The 14,156-nt window shown below is 65.5% G+C and carries 10 protein-coding genes; 8 read left to right on the top strand and 2 right to left on the bottom strand.

From position 1 onward, the window contains the following. Positions 1-31 precede the first annotated feature (31 nt). On the bottom strand, positions 32-970 hold the full coding sequence (locus V6M49_RS13745; protein ID WP_332761446.1) for a proteasome assembly chaperone family protein: 939 nt from the start codon (positions 968-970) through the stop codon (positions 32-34). A 260-nt stretch (positions 971-1,230) separates the two neighbouring features. On the opposite strand from V6M49_RS13745, the gene V6M49_RS13740 reads away from it, so the two are divergent. The 5 genes from V6M49_RS13740 to V6M49_RS13720 all read left to right on the top strand — a co-directional run bounded on the left by V6M49_RS13740 (position 1,231) and on the right by V6M49_RS13720 (position 7,452). Then, positions 1,231-2,757, top strand: a complete 1,527-nt coding sequence (locus tag V6M49_RS13740) for a leucyl aminopeptidase (protein WP_141140131.1) — start codon at positions 1,231-1,233, stop codon at positions 2,755-2,757. A gap of 282 nt (positions 2,758-3,039) precedes the next feature. Further along, complete coding sequence (gene lpdA / locus V6M49_RS13735) at positions 3,040-4,422, top strand: dihydrolipoyl dehydrogenase (RefSeq protein WP_141140130.1); 1,383 nt, start codon at positions 3,040-3,042, stop codon at positions 4,420-4,422. A 124-nt stretch (positions 4,423-4,546) separates the two neighbouring features. Beyond that, positions 4,547-6,289, top strand: a complete 1,743-nt coding sequence (gene sucB, locus V6M49_RS13730; protein ID WP_332761442.1) for a 2-oxoglutarate dehydrogenase, E2 component, dihydrolipoamide succinyltransferase — start codon at positions 4,547-4,549, stop codon at positions 6,287-6,289. Between the two features lie 162 nt (positions 6,290-6,451). Then, complete coding sequence (locus tag V6M49_RS13725) at positions 6,452-6,802, top strand: hypothetical protein (protein WP_104061942.1); 351 nt, start codon at positions 6,452-6,454, stop codon at positions 6,800-6,802. Positions 6,803-7,023: 221 nt separating this feature from the next. Then, positions 7,024-7,452 carry an OsmC family protein gene (locus tag V6M49_RS13720; RefSeq protein WP_332761439.1) on the top strand — a complete coding sequence of 143 codons (429 nt, stop codon included), beginning with the start codon at positions 7,024-7,026 and terminating at the stop codon, positions 7,450-7,452. 126 nt (positions 7,453-7,578) lie between these two features. Here the strand turns inward: V6M49_RS13720 and V6M49_RS13715 are convergent, their stop codons facing one another. Next, the gene (locus tag V6M49_RS13715; protein ID WP_332761437.1) at positions 7,579-11,073 is read right to left on the bottom strand and encodes a S41 family peptidase; all 3,495 of its coding nucleotides are present in this window, start codon (positions 11,071-11,073) and stop codon (positions 7,579-7,581) included. 73 nt (positions 11,074-11,146) lie between these two features. Between V6M49_RS13715 and V6M49_RS13710 the strand changes: the two genes are divergently transcribed. From V6M49_RS13710 to V6M49_RS13700, 3 genes are all read left to right on the top strand, one after another. After that, entirely contained in the window at positions 11,147-12,040 is an 894-nt protein-coding gene (locus tag V6M49_RS13710; protein WP_332761435.1) for a TIGR01777 family oxidoreductase, read from the top strand. A gap of 500 nt (positions 12,041-12,540) precedes the next feature. Beyond that, positions 12,541-13,197, top strand: a complete 657-nt coding sequence (locus V6M49_RS13705; protein WP_332761433.1) for an alpha/beta hydrolase — start codon at positions 12,541-12,543, stop codon at positions 13,195-13,197. A 131-nt stretch (positions 13,198-13,328) separates the two neighbouring features. Next, the gene (locus V6M49_RS13700; RefSeq protein ID WP_332761431.1) at positions 13,329-13,982 is read left to right on the top strand and encodes a hypothetical protein; all 654 of its coding nucleotides are present in this window, start codon (positions 13,329-13,331) and stop codon (positions 13,980-13,982) included. Positions 13,983-14,156 lie beyond the last annotated feature (174 nt).

The raw sequence follows: 14,156 nt of genomic DNA, 5'->3' as shown, positions 1-14,156 counted from the left end.
AGCGTCTGCCAGGCGGACGCCGCGGGGCGGGCTACGGGTGCGGGTTCTCGCGGGCCAGGTAGGCCTCCACTGCCGCGCCCAGTTCGTCCCCGTTGGGCAGTTCGTCATTTTCATCGGCCAGGAGGGAGCGCCGGACGGTGCCTTCGGCCTTCTCGTCGTAGCGCTCCTCCAGCCGGGTGACCACCTGCTGCACATCGTCGGAGGCGGCCACCTGCTCGGCGATCTGGCGGCCCACTTCCCGGCCCGCTTCGCGCAGCCGGTCCGCCGGCAGCATCAGGGACGTAGCGGCACCGAGGAATTCGAGTCCGGCTACGGCGGCCGGCGGGTACTCCGCCTCAGCGAGGTAGTGCGGAACGTGGATCACGTAGCCGGCAACATTGCGCCCGGCTTCCATCAGCCGCAGCTCCAGAATGTGGCCCACGGCCGCCGGAACGTCAACGGTGGGCTTCCAGACCGAGATGCCCTCGATCAGTTCCGGACGGTTGCCGTGGACTGTCACACCTACCGGGCGCGTGTGCGGCACCGGCATGGGAATGGAGTGGATCCAGGTCACGAGGTTCACGTCCAGCTTTTCCACAATGCCGACGACGGCGCGCGCGAACCGCTCCCATTGAAGGTCGGGTTCAAAACCGGCCAGCAGCAGGAAGGGGCTGCCGAGCCCGTCCGTCAGCTTGTACAGCGCCAGCTTCGGCTGCTGATAGTCCTGCAAGTGATCCTCCACAAAGGAGATGTGGGGCCGCCGCGACCGGTAGTCGATGAGCTGGTCGGCGTCAAACACCGCCACCGGCTCGGCGTCGAGGGTGTCCAGGAGCTCCGCATTGATCTGCCTCACCACGTGGCCGGCATCGGCGAAGCCGGTGAAACCCATCACCAGGTTCAGCCCGCGGAGCGCCGGGCTGTGGAACAGCTCGATGTTGCTCGCATAGAGCGCATCGGGGTCCAGCAGGGAACCGGAAATCCGTTCAAGCACGGCGTCGTCCTTTCAAGGAGTCGGGTGAATATCTTGTACAACGCGGCCAGGCACCCCTGAATTCCGCCAGCGGGTGTGGCGCAGGTCTCAGGAGATTCCGCTGCCGCGGCCCGCAGCGGCTACGATCGTGAATGGCCCGCCGGACGGGTTTACCGGCACCCCGGCGACGTCCCGATCGGACGGCCGCCGGATTTCCATGGCCGAGCGCCTGACATCCATACCAGCGCGAACAGCCTTTTCGAGAATTGAGGACTTACCCCGTGGTCAAGAATACTGAAATCAACCTTAGTACCCTCGCCAAGGACCTGAAGAGGACCCCCAGTGACGCCGTTGTCATCGGCGTGGGACAGGGAACGGACGGCCCCGTCCTGCTTGAGAATCCGCTGACCGCAAAATCGGCTGAAGCGCTCACAGACTCCCTGAAGGTCCTGGGCGTCACCGGCGCCGCTGACCAGGTCGTCCGGCTGCCCGGCCTGCCGGAAACGGGTTCCGGGGTCCTGGTCCTCGCCGGCGTCGGCAAGGTGGCCGCTGGCCGCCCGCTGACCGAAGAGGCCCTGCGGCGTGCCGCAGGTTCTGCCGTCCGCCAGCTCAGCGGCCTGCCCACCGTTGTCCTCGCGCTCCCGACGGCGGGAGTCGCCGACGTCGCGGCGGTCGCCGAAGGTGCCGCCCTGGGAGCCTATTCGTTCACCGAGTACCGGTCGTCCAACGACGGGCTGAAGGATCCGGTCCGCAACGCAGTGATCTACACGGACGTTACCGCCAATGATGCGCTCCGCTCTGCGCTGACGCGGGCAGGCCTGATCGGCAAAGCCGTCAACGCCACTCGGTCCCTGGTCAACCAGCCGCCCAGCCACCTCTACCCCGAATCCTTCGCCGAGGCCGCCAAGGAACTGTCCAAGGGCCTGCCTGTTAAAGTCACGGTCTGGGACGAAAAGCGCCTGGAAAAGGAAGGCTTCGGCGGCATCATGGGCGTGGGCAAGGGGTCCACGCGCCAGCCCCGCCTGGTGAAGGTCGAATACGCCCCTGCAAAGGCCACCGCAAAAATCGCCTTGGTGGGCAAGGGCATCACGTTCGACACCGGCGGAATTTCGATCAAGCCGGCCCTTGGCATGGGTGACATGAAGAGCGATATGGCGGGCGCCGCCGTCGTACTTAATACTGTGCTCGCCATCGCGGGACTTGGCCTGCCGGTGAAGGCGACCGCCTGGCTCTGCATCGCGGAAAACATGCCCTCCGGTGCGGCCTCACGGCCGGCGGATGTCCTTACCATGTTCGGCGGCAAGACCGTTGAGGTGCTGAACACCGATGCCGAGGGCCGCCTGGTCATGGCAGATGGCATCGTCGCAGCGAGCCTCGAATACCCTGACGCCATCATCGACGTCGCCACCCTCACCGGTGCGCAGCTCATCGCCCTCGGCAACAGGACCGCCGGCGTGATGGGCTCTGACAGTGTCACCGGACCGCTCAAGGCCGCCGCCGACCGTGCGGGCGAGCTGGTGTGGCCCATGCCGCTGCCGGAGGAACTGCGCCCGAGCATCGACTCCCAGGTGGCCGACCTCGCCAATATCGGTGAGCGTCACGGCGGCATGATGACCGCGGCTGTCTTCCTGCGCGAGTTTGTGGGCAAGGCCAAAGACGGGGAGCAGATCCCCTGGGCGCACATCGACATCGCCGGCCCCTCCTTCAACAACGGAAGCCCTTACGGCTACACCCACAAGCAGGGCACGGGCTGCACGGTCCGCACACTGGTTGCCTACGTGGAGGACATCCTGGCGGCTGCCGCCTGACCCCAGGGGAACCCTGACCTGTGCTGTTGAGTTGTCACGCGGCCGTTGACCTGCGACCGCAGAACCGGCCGTGATCCGTTGGCCACATGGCCGCGTGACACTCGACACAAGCGCCCCACAAAGGCGGCGCCAAGGTGGAGCATGGATGAGGGGTTCGCTAAGGTGAACCCCGGTAGTCACAAATGCACGAGAACCTGCCTGCTGACATAATCACGGCAGTACAAGTTCCAAGACCAGATGATGCGCACGATCGCGTCATCGTTCACGCGAGGGAGCGTCTAAGTGGCCGATCAGGCAACTGCGCAAGAATTCGACATCCTGGTACTAGGTGGCGGCAGCGGCGGATACGCCACGGCCCTGCGTGCCGTACAGCTTGGCTTGACCGTTGGTCTGGTTGAGAAGGCCAAACTGGGCGGCACCTGCCTGCACAACGGCTGTATCCCCACCAAGGCCCTGCTGCACTCCGCAGAAGTTGCCGACCACGCCCGCGACGGCGCCAAGTACGGCGTGAACGTGGAGCTCCAGTCCATCGACATGACAGCCGTGAACGCCTACAAGGACGGCATCGTTGCCGGTAAGTTCAAGGGCCTGCAGGGTCTGATCAAGGGCAAGGGCATCACCGTCATTGAGGGCGAAGGCAAGCTCACGGCCCCGGACACCATCACCGTGAACGGCACGGCCTACAAGGGCAAGAACATCGTCCTCGCCACCGGCTCCTACTCGCGCTCCCTTCCGGGCCTGGAAATCGGCGGCCGCGTGATCACCTCTGACGAAGCCCTGAAGATGGACTACGTGCCCAAGAGCGTCATCGTCCTGGGCGGCGGCGTCATCGGCGTTGAATTCGCTTCAGTATGGAAGTCCTTCGGCGTGGACGTCACCATCGTTGAGGGCCTGCCTTCCCTGGTACCCAACGAGGACGCTTCGATCATCAAGGTCCTGGAGCGCACCTTCAAGAAGCGCGGCATCAAGTTCAACACCGGCACCTTCTTCCAGGGCGTCGAGCAGGACAACGACGGCGTCAAGGTCACCCTGGTGGACGGCAAGACCTTCGAAGCGGACCTTCTGCTCGTGGCTGTCGGACGGGGACCGTCCACGGCGGGCCTGGGGTTCGAAGAAGCGGGCGTCACCATTGACCGCGGCTTTGTCATCACCAACGAACGCCTCCACACCGGCGTCGGCAACGTCTACGCCGTCGGCGACATCGTTCCCGGCGTGCAGCTGGCACACCGCGGATTCCAGCAGGGCATCTTCGTCGCCGAAGAAATCGCCGGCATGAAGCCCGTGGTTGTCGACGACATCAACGTCCCCAAGGTCACCTTCTGCGATCCCGAGATTGCCTCGGTGGGATACTCCGAGAAGGCCGCCAAGGAGAAGTTCGGCGAAGACAAGGTTGAAAGCACGGAATACAACCTGGCCGGAAACGGCAAGAGCGCCATTCTGGGCACGGGCGGCATCATCAAGTTCGTCCGCGAAAAAGACGGCCCGGTTGTTGGCGTCCACATGATCGGCACCCGCGTCGGCGAGCAGATCGGCGAAGCCCAGCTGATCGTCAACTGGGAAGCCTACCCGGAAGATGTTGCCGGACTCATCCACGCGCACCCGACGCAGAACGAGGCACTCGGCGAGGCCGCAATGGCCCTGGCCGGTCGCCCGCTTCACGGCTAATTACAGCCAGCAGCACAGCAAGACAACAGGGCTTGGTGCACCCGGCGTGACCCGCCGGGTGCACTAAGCTCGAACAAGCCAGCCATCATCCGCACAAAAGATCAATAAGGAGAACGGGGACGACATGTCTGAATCCGTTAACTTGCCCGCCCTCGGTGAGAGCGTCACCGAAGGAACCGTCACCCGCTGGCTCAAGCAGGTAGGTGACCGGGTAGAGGTGGACGAACCGCTGCTCGAGGTCTCCACCGACAAAGTAGACACCGAAATCCCCTCTCCGATTGCCGGCATCATCGAGGAAATCCTCGTAGCCGAAGACGAGACCGCTGAAGTAGGCGCTCCCCTGGTCCGTATCGGCGACGGCTCCGGCGGCGGCGCAGCCCCCGAAGCAGCAGCACCGGCCGAGGAAGCCCCCGCCGCACCGGCTGCAGAGGCACCGGCCGAAGAGGCCCCGGCCGCAGAAGCACCGGCTGCAGAAGCTCCCGCAGCGGCTGCACCCGCAGCTTCGGACGGCGAAAGCCACGACGTCACCCTCCCGGCACTGGGCGAAAGCGTCACCGAAGGAACCGTCACCCGCTGGCTGAAGGCCGTGGGCGACTCCGTTGCAGTGGACGAACCGCTGCTCGAGGTATCCACGGACAAGGTTGACACCGAAATCCCGTCCCCCGTCGCGGGAACGCTGCAGGAAATCCGGGTCAACGAAGACGAAACCGCCGAAGTTGGCGCCGTCCTCGCTGTCATCGGCTCCGGCGCGGCAGCCCCCGCAGCCTCCGCACCGGCACCAGCAGCAGCGCCGGCACCCGCCGCCGCGCCTGCCGCACCGGCCCCGGCAGCCGCACCGGCACCCGAAGCACCCAAGGCAGAGGCTGCTCCGGCGGCACCTGCTGCGGCAGCTGCCCCTGCTCCCGTTACGGCCCCGGCACCCGCGGCCGAGCCTGCTGCCGGCGGCGAGTCCGGCTACGTGACTCCCCTGGTCCGGAAGCTGGCCAACCAGCGCGGCGTGGACGTCGCATCACTGTCCGGAACCGGCGTCGGTGGGCGCATCCGCAAGCAGGACGTCCTCGCCGCGGCAGAAGCCAAGGCCGCTCCCCCGGCAGCTGCACCGGCCAAGCCGGCCGCCGCCCCGGCCGGTCCGGCTGCCTCCTCCTTGCGTGGCACCACGCAAAAGGCTCCCCGCATCCGGCAGGTCATCGCCCGCCGTATGCGCGAATCCCTCGAAATCTCCACGCAGCTCACGCAGGTGCATGAAGTGGACATGACCAAGGTGGCCAAGCTCCGCCTGAAGGCCAAGAACTCGTTCCTGGCCCAGAACGGCGTCAAGCTCACCTTCCTGCCGTTCATTGCCAAGGCCGTGGCCGAGGCCCTCAAGCAGCACCCCAAGCTCAACGCTGCGTACGACGAGGACAAGCAGGAAATCACGTACCACAACGCCGAGCACCTGGCGATCGCAGTGGACACGGACAAGGGCCTCCTGGTTCCGGTCGTCACCGATGCCGGCAACCTGAACCTGGCCGGACTGGCCGCCAAGATCGCCGACGTTGCCGGGCGCACCCGCGACGGCAAGATCGGCCCGGACGAACTGTCCGGCGGAACGTTCAGCATCACCAACATCGGTTCGGTCGGCGCCCTGTTCGACACCCCGATCATCAACCAGCCTCAGGTCGGCATCCTGGGCACGGGCGCGATCGTCAAGCGCCCCGTGGTGGTGGCCGATGAGAACGGTGACGACTCGATCGCCATCCGCTCCATGATGTACCTGTCCCTCACGTACGACCACCGCCTGGTGGACGGCGCGGATGCAGGCCGCTTCCTCCAGACCCTGAAGGCCCGCCTTGAAGAAGGCGCCTTCGAGGCCGACCTGGGACTCTAGCCCCAGGCCAGAACCGAACGACGGCGGTGCACGCGCCGGTGGGAAACCACCGGAAGGCGTGCGCCGCCGTCGCGGTTTAAGGCGCAGCGCTGAATCCGCCGACACAGAAACTCTGCGGCCGGCCTTACTACATGATGTAGAACCCCTGCGTAGACTGGTCGCATGATTATCGTGTACAACATCGTGGTCTTCCTGCACATCGTCGGCGCCGCCATGATCGTCGGAATCTGGATCGGGAACATGAAAACCCCCACGGTCCACCCCCGGCAGTTCGACGGCGCAGCTCTTCAGCTCATCACCGGCATCGTGCTGATGGGCCTGATCCCGTCCCTGGACATGGACGCGAATTACTTCAAGCTGGGCATCAAGTTCGCGATCGCCCTGGCCGTCGGCGTGCTGGCTTTCATCGGCCGCCGCAAATACAAAAAGGGCGAGGACATCAGCAAGGGCCTGGCCCACGGAGTTGGCGGACTTGCACTGCTTAACGTGGCCATCGCCACGATGTGGAACTGAACGCCGGCTGAACCGCTCACGACGGCGCCGCCCCCCTCTGTGGGGTGCGGCGCCGTCGCTGTTTTAACGGCCTAGCGGTGAGCGCCACGCGGCTGGGTTGTCCAGTCACAATCCACTGAGAGCGGACACCCTGTGCACGGCCGCCGCTCAATCCCTAGGATTGGAACCGGCGGGGCCAGGCAACGGCCGGTCCCGGTTCGAACCGACTTTGAGGAGTGGACATGGCAGCAACACGCACCGCGCACACAGTATGGAACGGCGACCTGATCACGGGGTCGGGTCAGACCACGCTGGACAGCTCCGGCCTGGGCACATTTGAGGTTACCTGGAAGGCCCGCACCGAAGCGGCCGAGGGCAAGACCAGCCCGGAAGAACTCATCGCCGCAGCGCACGCGAGCTGCTTCTCGATGGCGTTCAGCAATATGCTCGCCCAGGCCGGACATGCTCCGGAAGAAGTCAACACCAAGGCCGACGTGACCTTCGTTCCCGGCACCGGCATCACCGGCAGCCACCTGACGGTGTCCGCAAGGATTCCCGGCATCTCCGAAGAGGAATTCCAGAAGATCGCCAGCGAAGCCAAGGTTGGCTGCCCGGTTTCCGGCGCGCTGGCCAGCATCGACATCACCCTGGACGCTACCCTGCAGTCCTGATCCAGCCAGGACTCTGCCGCGTTCGCTATGAACGCTGAGGGCTCCTGAGACAGAGCAGACCCTGCCCCGCCCGGACTATCCGGGCGGGGCAGGGCCTTCTTTGTTTCTGTTGGCGCCGGGCAGGCCTTATTCGCCGTGCCGGCGGGCGGGCAGCGGTGCGGGCTTCAGGCGGCGGTAGCCTTCGCGGACCGGGGGCTTGTCGGTGGGCAGCTCCTGGATCATTTCCTTGAGCGCACCGATGCCGTATTCCAGCTGCGGATCACGACCGGCGGCGTAGGCGTGCGGCGGGTAGAGCACTTCGATGTCGGGGTCCACTCCATAGTTTTCCACGGACCAGCCCACGCCGCCGCCGAACCAGGTGGCGTACCGCGGCTGGGTCACCCCGGTACCGTCGGCCAGGGAGAACCTGTTGTCGATCCCAACCACGCCGCCCCAGGTGCGCGTGCCGATCACCGGGCCGATCCCCCGCAGTTTGGAGACCTGGGTGATGATGTCGCCGTCGGACCCGGCAAATTCATCGGCGAGGATGATCACCGGACCCCGCGGGGCGTGGTGCGGGTAGGTCCGCGGACGTTCGCCGCGGGGCATGCTCCAGCCGGTAACCTTCCGGCCAATCAGCTCCGCCACCAGCTGGGACGTGTGTCCGCCACGGTTCCGGCGGACATCGACGATGAGTCCGTCCAGGGCAGTTTCGGTGTCCAGGTCGCGGTGCAGCTGCGCCCAGCCGTTGGCCATCATGTCCGGGATATGCAGGTACCCGTAGCGCCCGCCGGAGGCCTCCCGGACAATCCCGCGGTTCGCGGCCACCCACTCCTGGTAGCGCAGGCGCTCCTCGTCCTTGACCGGGATCACAGCAATCCGCCGCTGCTCCCCTGCCTCCACTCCATGCCCGGCTCCGTTGCGTAATGTCAGCTCCACAGCCCGTCCGGCGGCGCCCACCAGCTGCATTGCGGGGCTCACCGTGGCGGACAGCGGCACACCGTCGATAGCCAGTACTACGTCCCCGGCCATGGCGGCAGCGCCCGGCCGGGTCAGCGGCGAGGTGGCCAGCGGGTCCGAGGACTCCCCGGCCAGGATGCGGGTGATCTCCCAGCCCGCCGGTGTGAACGCGAAGTCTGCGCCAAGCCGACCCTGGCCGTTACTGCCGTTTTCCGTGACGGCTGCGGGCCGAACGTAGGCGTGCGAGGTGCCCAGCTCGCCGTGGAGCTCCCAGAGCAGGTCCACCAGGTCGTCGTGGGACCCCAACCGGTCAACGATCGGACGGTACCGCTTGTGGATCGACTCCCAGTCCTGTCCTGCCATGTCTTCGGCCCAGAAGAAATCGCGCTGCAGGCGCCAGGCTTCGTCGAACGCCTGGCCCCAGACGCTGAGGGGGTCCATCATCACGCGGATGCGCCCCAGGTCCACCTTGACCAGCTGGCCGGATTCCTCATCGGCTTTGGCAGCAGAAGGAACCACGCTGACCTGCTTGTCGTTGACCAGCACTACTTTCTTGCCATCGCCGGTGAGCCGGTAGCTGTCCAGGGCTTCCACAAGCGTGGCGGACTTACGGCGGGCAAGGTCGAACCGGACCAGGCTGGGGCGGGCGTCCTTGTCTTCCTGGCTGGCTTTGCCGTCGCCGGTGACGCCTGCCAGAGCCCAGTCCAGCCATAGCAGTGCACCCTCCGTTGACGTGAGTGACGTGTAGTTGCCCTGCGGCACCGGAACGCCGATGACCCGGTGGGCCAGCCCGGCCGGATCCACGCGGACCGCGGGACCTGCCGCGGCGTCTGCGTCCGTCGTATCCGCACTGTCCGTGTGTGCGGCAGGGGACAGGTCAACGGCGGGGCCAAACGGCGACGGCGTCGTGGCGGCCAGTGCCACCAGGTACGGCTTGATGGGGCTGGGGAAGGACAGGTCGAACGAATGCCCGTCATACACCGGATCAAAGCTGCGGTTGGACAGGAAGGCCAGGAACTTACCGTCCGGCGTGAAGCTTGGGGACCCATCGCAGAAACGGCCGTCAGTGACCTCGACGATGCCGCCCGCCAGGTCCGCGGCATTGGCCAGCCGGAGCCGGCTCCGGGAGCCGAACGAGGTGACAGGTTCGGACCAGGCAAGCCACTGGGAGTCAGGCGACCACGCGAGTTCCGCGATGCTGCCCTCGCCGATGCTGGTGACGAGGGACAGGTCCCCGGTGGCTGTGTCCGCCACATAGACATCCCCGAAGGAGGTACCCACCGCAAGCCACCGGCCATCGGGGCTAGCTTCCAGGGCGCTGGCGCGTGACGGCTTCGGGAAGGCGATGCGGGTCGGCAGGCCGGCCCGTCCTGCGTCGACGTCGGCTTCCGACGGGCCGTGGGCGGCGTCAGCCGGGGAGTCCTCGGCCCGGGAGTCATCAGGCACCGAAACAACGACGTCGGCAGTCACCGGTGCGGACGATGCCGCCGCGGGAACCGGGCGCGGCAGTGGCGCTTCCAGTTGGTCCCGAGCAGCTGCAGCGGGTACGGCAGCCGGGGCTGCCGTGACGGCAGGGACCACGGTATCGGGAACCTGCGCGGCAATCTCCTTGATGTAGATCGCCTCCACGCCGTCGTGGTCGGCGACGTAAGCGAGGCGGCCGCCGTCGAGCGGCCTGGGGAGCCGTGCCCGGACACCCGGGGTGGCCTCGACGATACGGGAGGGGCCGTCCTGGTGACGGAGCCAGTGAAGGGTCCCATGGGCCTCCACTGCGCTGGCCGAGCCGCTGTCATCCGGCACCACCGTGCCAAGGTGTTTGGAGGTTTTCAGCAGGCCTGGGCGACGCGATTGCGACGCGGAACCCAGCGAGATGTCCAGCCGTACCGCGGCAGAGGACAGATCGTGCAGGATCCAGAGCTCACCGGCAGATTCGAAGATGACCCGCCCACCGTCGGTGGACGCGTGCCGGACGTAGAAGTCCTCGTGGTCGGTGTGCCGACGAAGATCGCCGCCGCCGGGCAGCACCGAGTACAGGTTTCCGTAACCCTCGTGGTCTGACAGGAACGCGATGCGCCCGTCCACCCACATCGGATCTGCGAGGTTTCCGTCGAGGTGGGGAACCAGGCGCTCGAACTCCCCGTTTCCGTCGGCGTCAATCCAGAGCTTGCCGGCGGTGCCGCCGCGGTACCGCTTCCACCAGGCCGGTTCACGGGAGAGCACGCTGGCCAGGACAACCGGCCGCTCGTCCCCCACTTCCGGACCAAAGGCCACGGATTCGACGGGTCCGAAGGGGAGCTCCTCAGCAGACCCGCCGTCGACCGGGACGCTGTAAGCGTAGGTGTGCCGGCTTTCAGCCTGGCGGAACGCGCTGGTCACTACTGCGTCGCCGGCTGCGGTGAAGCCTTTGACCCTGGTTGTGGCGTGGCCGAAATACGTCAGTTGCCGGTAGCCACCGCCGTCCACCTCCGCCGAGACCACTTCCGGGGCGGTTCCCTGGATGACAGTCCAGACCAGCCGTTTGCCGTCAGGCGTAAACCGCGGATTGCGGGCGGGCAGCTGCAGTGATGAAACCCGCCAGGCGCGGCCGCCGCTGAGCGGCGCGATCCACACGTCGTCCTCTGCCACAAACGTGACCAGATCGCCGTGGACATGCGGAAACCGGAAGTAGCTCGAAGAAGTCATCGTTCGATCATAGTCAACTCCCGGTACGGTCCGGGGAGGTACCGACGGCGTGCGGGCCGTGGTGAGATGGATCATGCACATCGTCATTGCCGGGGCCTCAGGGCTGATCGGGACCCATTTGTCCGCAACGCTGCGAGAGGCCGGCCATGACGTGACCACGCTCGTCCGACGCGAGCCCACGTCCGCGGCCGAAATCCGCTGGGACCCCGCAGCGCGCCGCCTGGATCCGGCGGCGCTGGCCGGCGCGGACGCAGTGGTCAACCTCTCCGGTGCCGGGATCGGGGACAGACCCTGGACCAGACGCCGGATCGACGAGCTGATGACTTCGCGCTTGGCAGCCACCGGCACCCTGACCGCGGCCATGGCCACCCTTGACGACCCGCCGCGCACGTTTATCAGCCAGTCGGCGTCCGGGTACTACGGCGATTCCGGGTCCGCCCAGCTCCGGGAGAACGCGTCGCCGGGCACGGGTGTTCTGTCACGTATCTGCGTCGAGTGGGAGGCCGCCGCCCATCGGGCGCCGGCCGGCGTCCGCGTGGTCACACCACGCACCGGTGTTGTTCTCAGCCCCACAGGCGGCGCGCTGGGCCGGCTGCTGCCGCTGCTTCGCCTCGGGGTGGGCGGTCCACTCGGCCACGGCCGGCAGTACTGGCCGTGGATCACTCTTCCGGACGTCGCCGCAGCATTTATGTTCCTCGCGGACTCCGGGCTCCACGGACCGGTCAACGTCTGCGCCCCCGAAAGCGCTGACGTCAACGCGTTGGTGGGCGCCTTGGCATCCGCGCTCCACCGGCCGGCATTTTTCCGGGTACCGTCACCGGCCCTGCGCCTGGTCCTGGGTCAGCTGGCCGATGAACTCATCCTTCCCAGCCAGCGGATGGAACCGGCGGCACTGGAAGCAGCCGGCTTCCAGTGGCAGCACCCGTCACTGGCCCAGGCCGCTGCCTGGGTGGCCGGCAAGCACTGAGCCTGAGCTGACCGGCTGAGGCAACCTGCTGGTGTCATTTGCCGAAGACGCGTCTGTAGCGAATGTCCGAAGTCCCCTGCTCAAGTCTCGGTGGCGCGTGCGTTCGGGGTCCGAGGAGGTTCGGTACGGAAATTTCAGGCTAAGAGGTCATGCGGCGTCGTCTGAGCAGTCGATGGCTCGGTAGACGGGATGATCGTGGACCGAGCCTCCCACTGCTGAGCTTGACTTCGTGACCATTGAGGTGGGCGTTCGTGGATAATCGCGCCTATCTGTCGAGGAATCCGGTCAAGGTCTTGAATGTCCCGTTTGCCCTCCCTTCACCGGGCATTTTTGCGGGCGGGTCTTACGGGAATTGTGAATCGCAGGGATAAGTGGCGGCATTTTCGCAGCGCTAAATGTCACCCCTTGTGCCCGTAAACCGACCGGCTTACGGGCAGGTCATGCGGCCCGTCAGTTAGCTCAATGACCTACTGATGCGTCTCCAAACGTAGGCTGGCTGAATGAATCAGCGGATCGAAGTCGTACTCGTCCATGGATTGTGGCATCAGCCGGCCCACTTCGACCGGTTGGCGGACGATCTGCGCCGCCAATGGGCCAGCGTGCATGTTCCTCGTCTGCACAGAGGCTCGCTAGCTGCGGACACTGCAGCCGTACAGGAGATAGTCGACGGGTGCGTCCTGACGCCAATTGTCCTTGGCCATTCGTACGGCGGATCTGTCATCACGGGCCTCGAACGGGTCAGACACCTCTTGTATGTTGCGGCGTTCGTACCGGCGGCCGGTGAAAGCGGCGCGATGTTGGGTGGGCCATCAGCACTGGTCAACGACGCCGTCCGGCATAACGAGGACGGATCAACCAGTATTCATCCGGAACGGGCTCGCGAGGTTCTGTACGACGATTGCTCCGAAGCCGACAGCGCATGGGCAACCTCGCTCCTCGTGCCTCAACAACCGGGTCACGGTCGTGGCGTACCCAGGCGTATTGCTTGGGCAACCACCGAGAGCACCTATATTCACTGCGAACTGGACAAGGCGCTTAGCCCCGTTCTTCAGGAACGTATGGCTGGCCGATGTACCAACAACGTCAGTTTGAACTCGAGCCATTCACCCTTCATCAGCCAACCTAAGTGGCTCACCAAATTAATCCTGGGGATATAGGTCTCTCGTTCGGCCAACGCCAGACACCAGTGGGTCGAACCACAAGTGCGCCCGTTCAGGGATCCACCTGCGGCAACGCCCCACGGCTCGCCAGCGTCTTGTTTCGCTGATGCACACGGTAGGGTCCGAGTATGGCCGCAGCACCTCCGAGCGTTCAAGACCACGCCCGCCGCAAGCTCTCAAAGTTCCTCAGACGTTCGAGCCCCGGATTGGGTGAGCCAATCACTGCCCTGCGGGACGCGGGTGGTCACATTCCACTCCTCGAACTCACATGGCAGCGGCTTGACGAAGACACGTGGCGCATTACCGGGGTCGAAGACCAGCGGCTCGACAAGCGAATGGTGGACTCGACAATCGTTGAGTGCCGTGTGTTCTTCACTCCTGGCGAGGACTGCTATCTGCCAGAAATCGTCACTGCGCTTCAGAGCCTCCTCACACCTGAGCAGGCGAAGGCTAGGCGCTCCTTGAAGCAGCACGTGGCGCAGGTAGTCATCGGCCCGCGCATTGGGGCGTCAGGCCCGATCTTTCACTCGGGCCGCCTCGAAATGGACAACGGATTGGGCCCCTGCAAATTGCTTGGCAGCGATCTGGTCGCGATGGATTACATCTACGGGATTGCCCTGCACGAGGACGACGATCGTCTGGCCCGCCTAGAGAACGCAGGCCTCGAATCCGCGCTACAGGCAGTCGTCTACCACTTCAACGACCTTCTGCACGTGATCGCGAACGTTCGTACTCAGATCGAGCATGATCTTGAGATGGGCTACTTCGAGCTCAAACCCTAGTTCGCGATCGCGCCGAAGAGTATTCGAACCGTCGTGCTCGAACCTGCCCGGTGAGGGATCGGCCTACGGTCCGTGCTGTTTGTCTCTTTATCAGGACGGATAGGGTGGATTGGTCAGTGCATTCCAGCAAGAGGACGCTTATGCCCAGCGCAGTTACCCTCGTTCGTGCGAACA

Source organism: Pseudarthrobacter sp. (assembly GCF_036675385.1).
GTDB lineage: Bacteria > Actinomycetota > Actinomycetes > Actinomycetales > Micrococcaceae > Arthrobacter.
The sequence above is the reverse complement of the archived record's forward strand: the minus strand, read 5'-3'. Positions and strand labels throughout refer to the sequence as shown.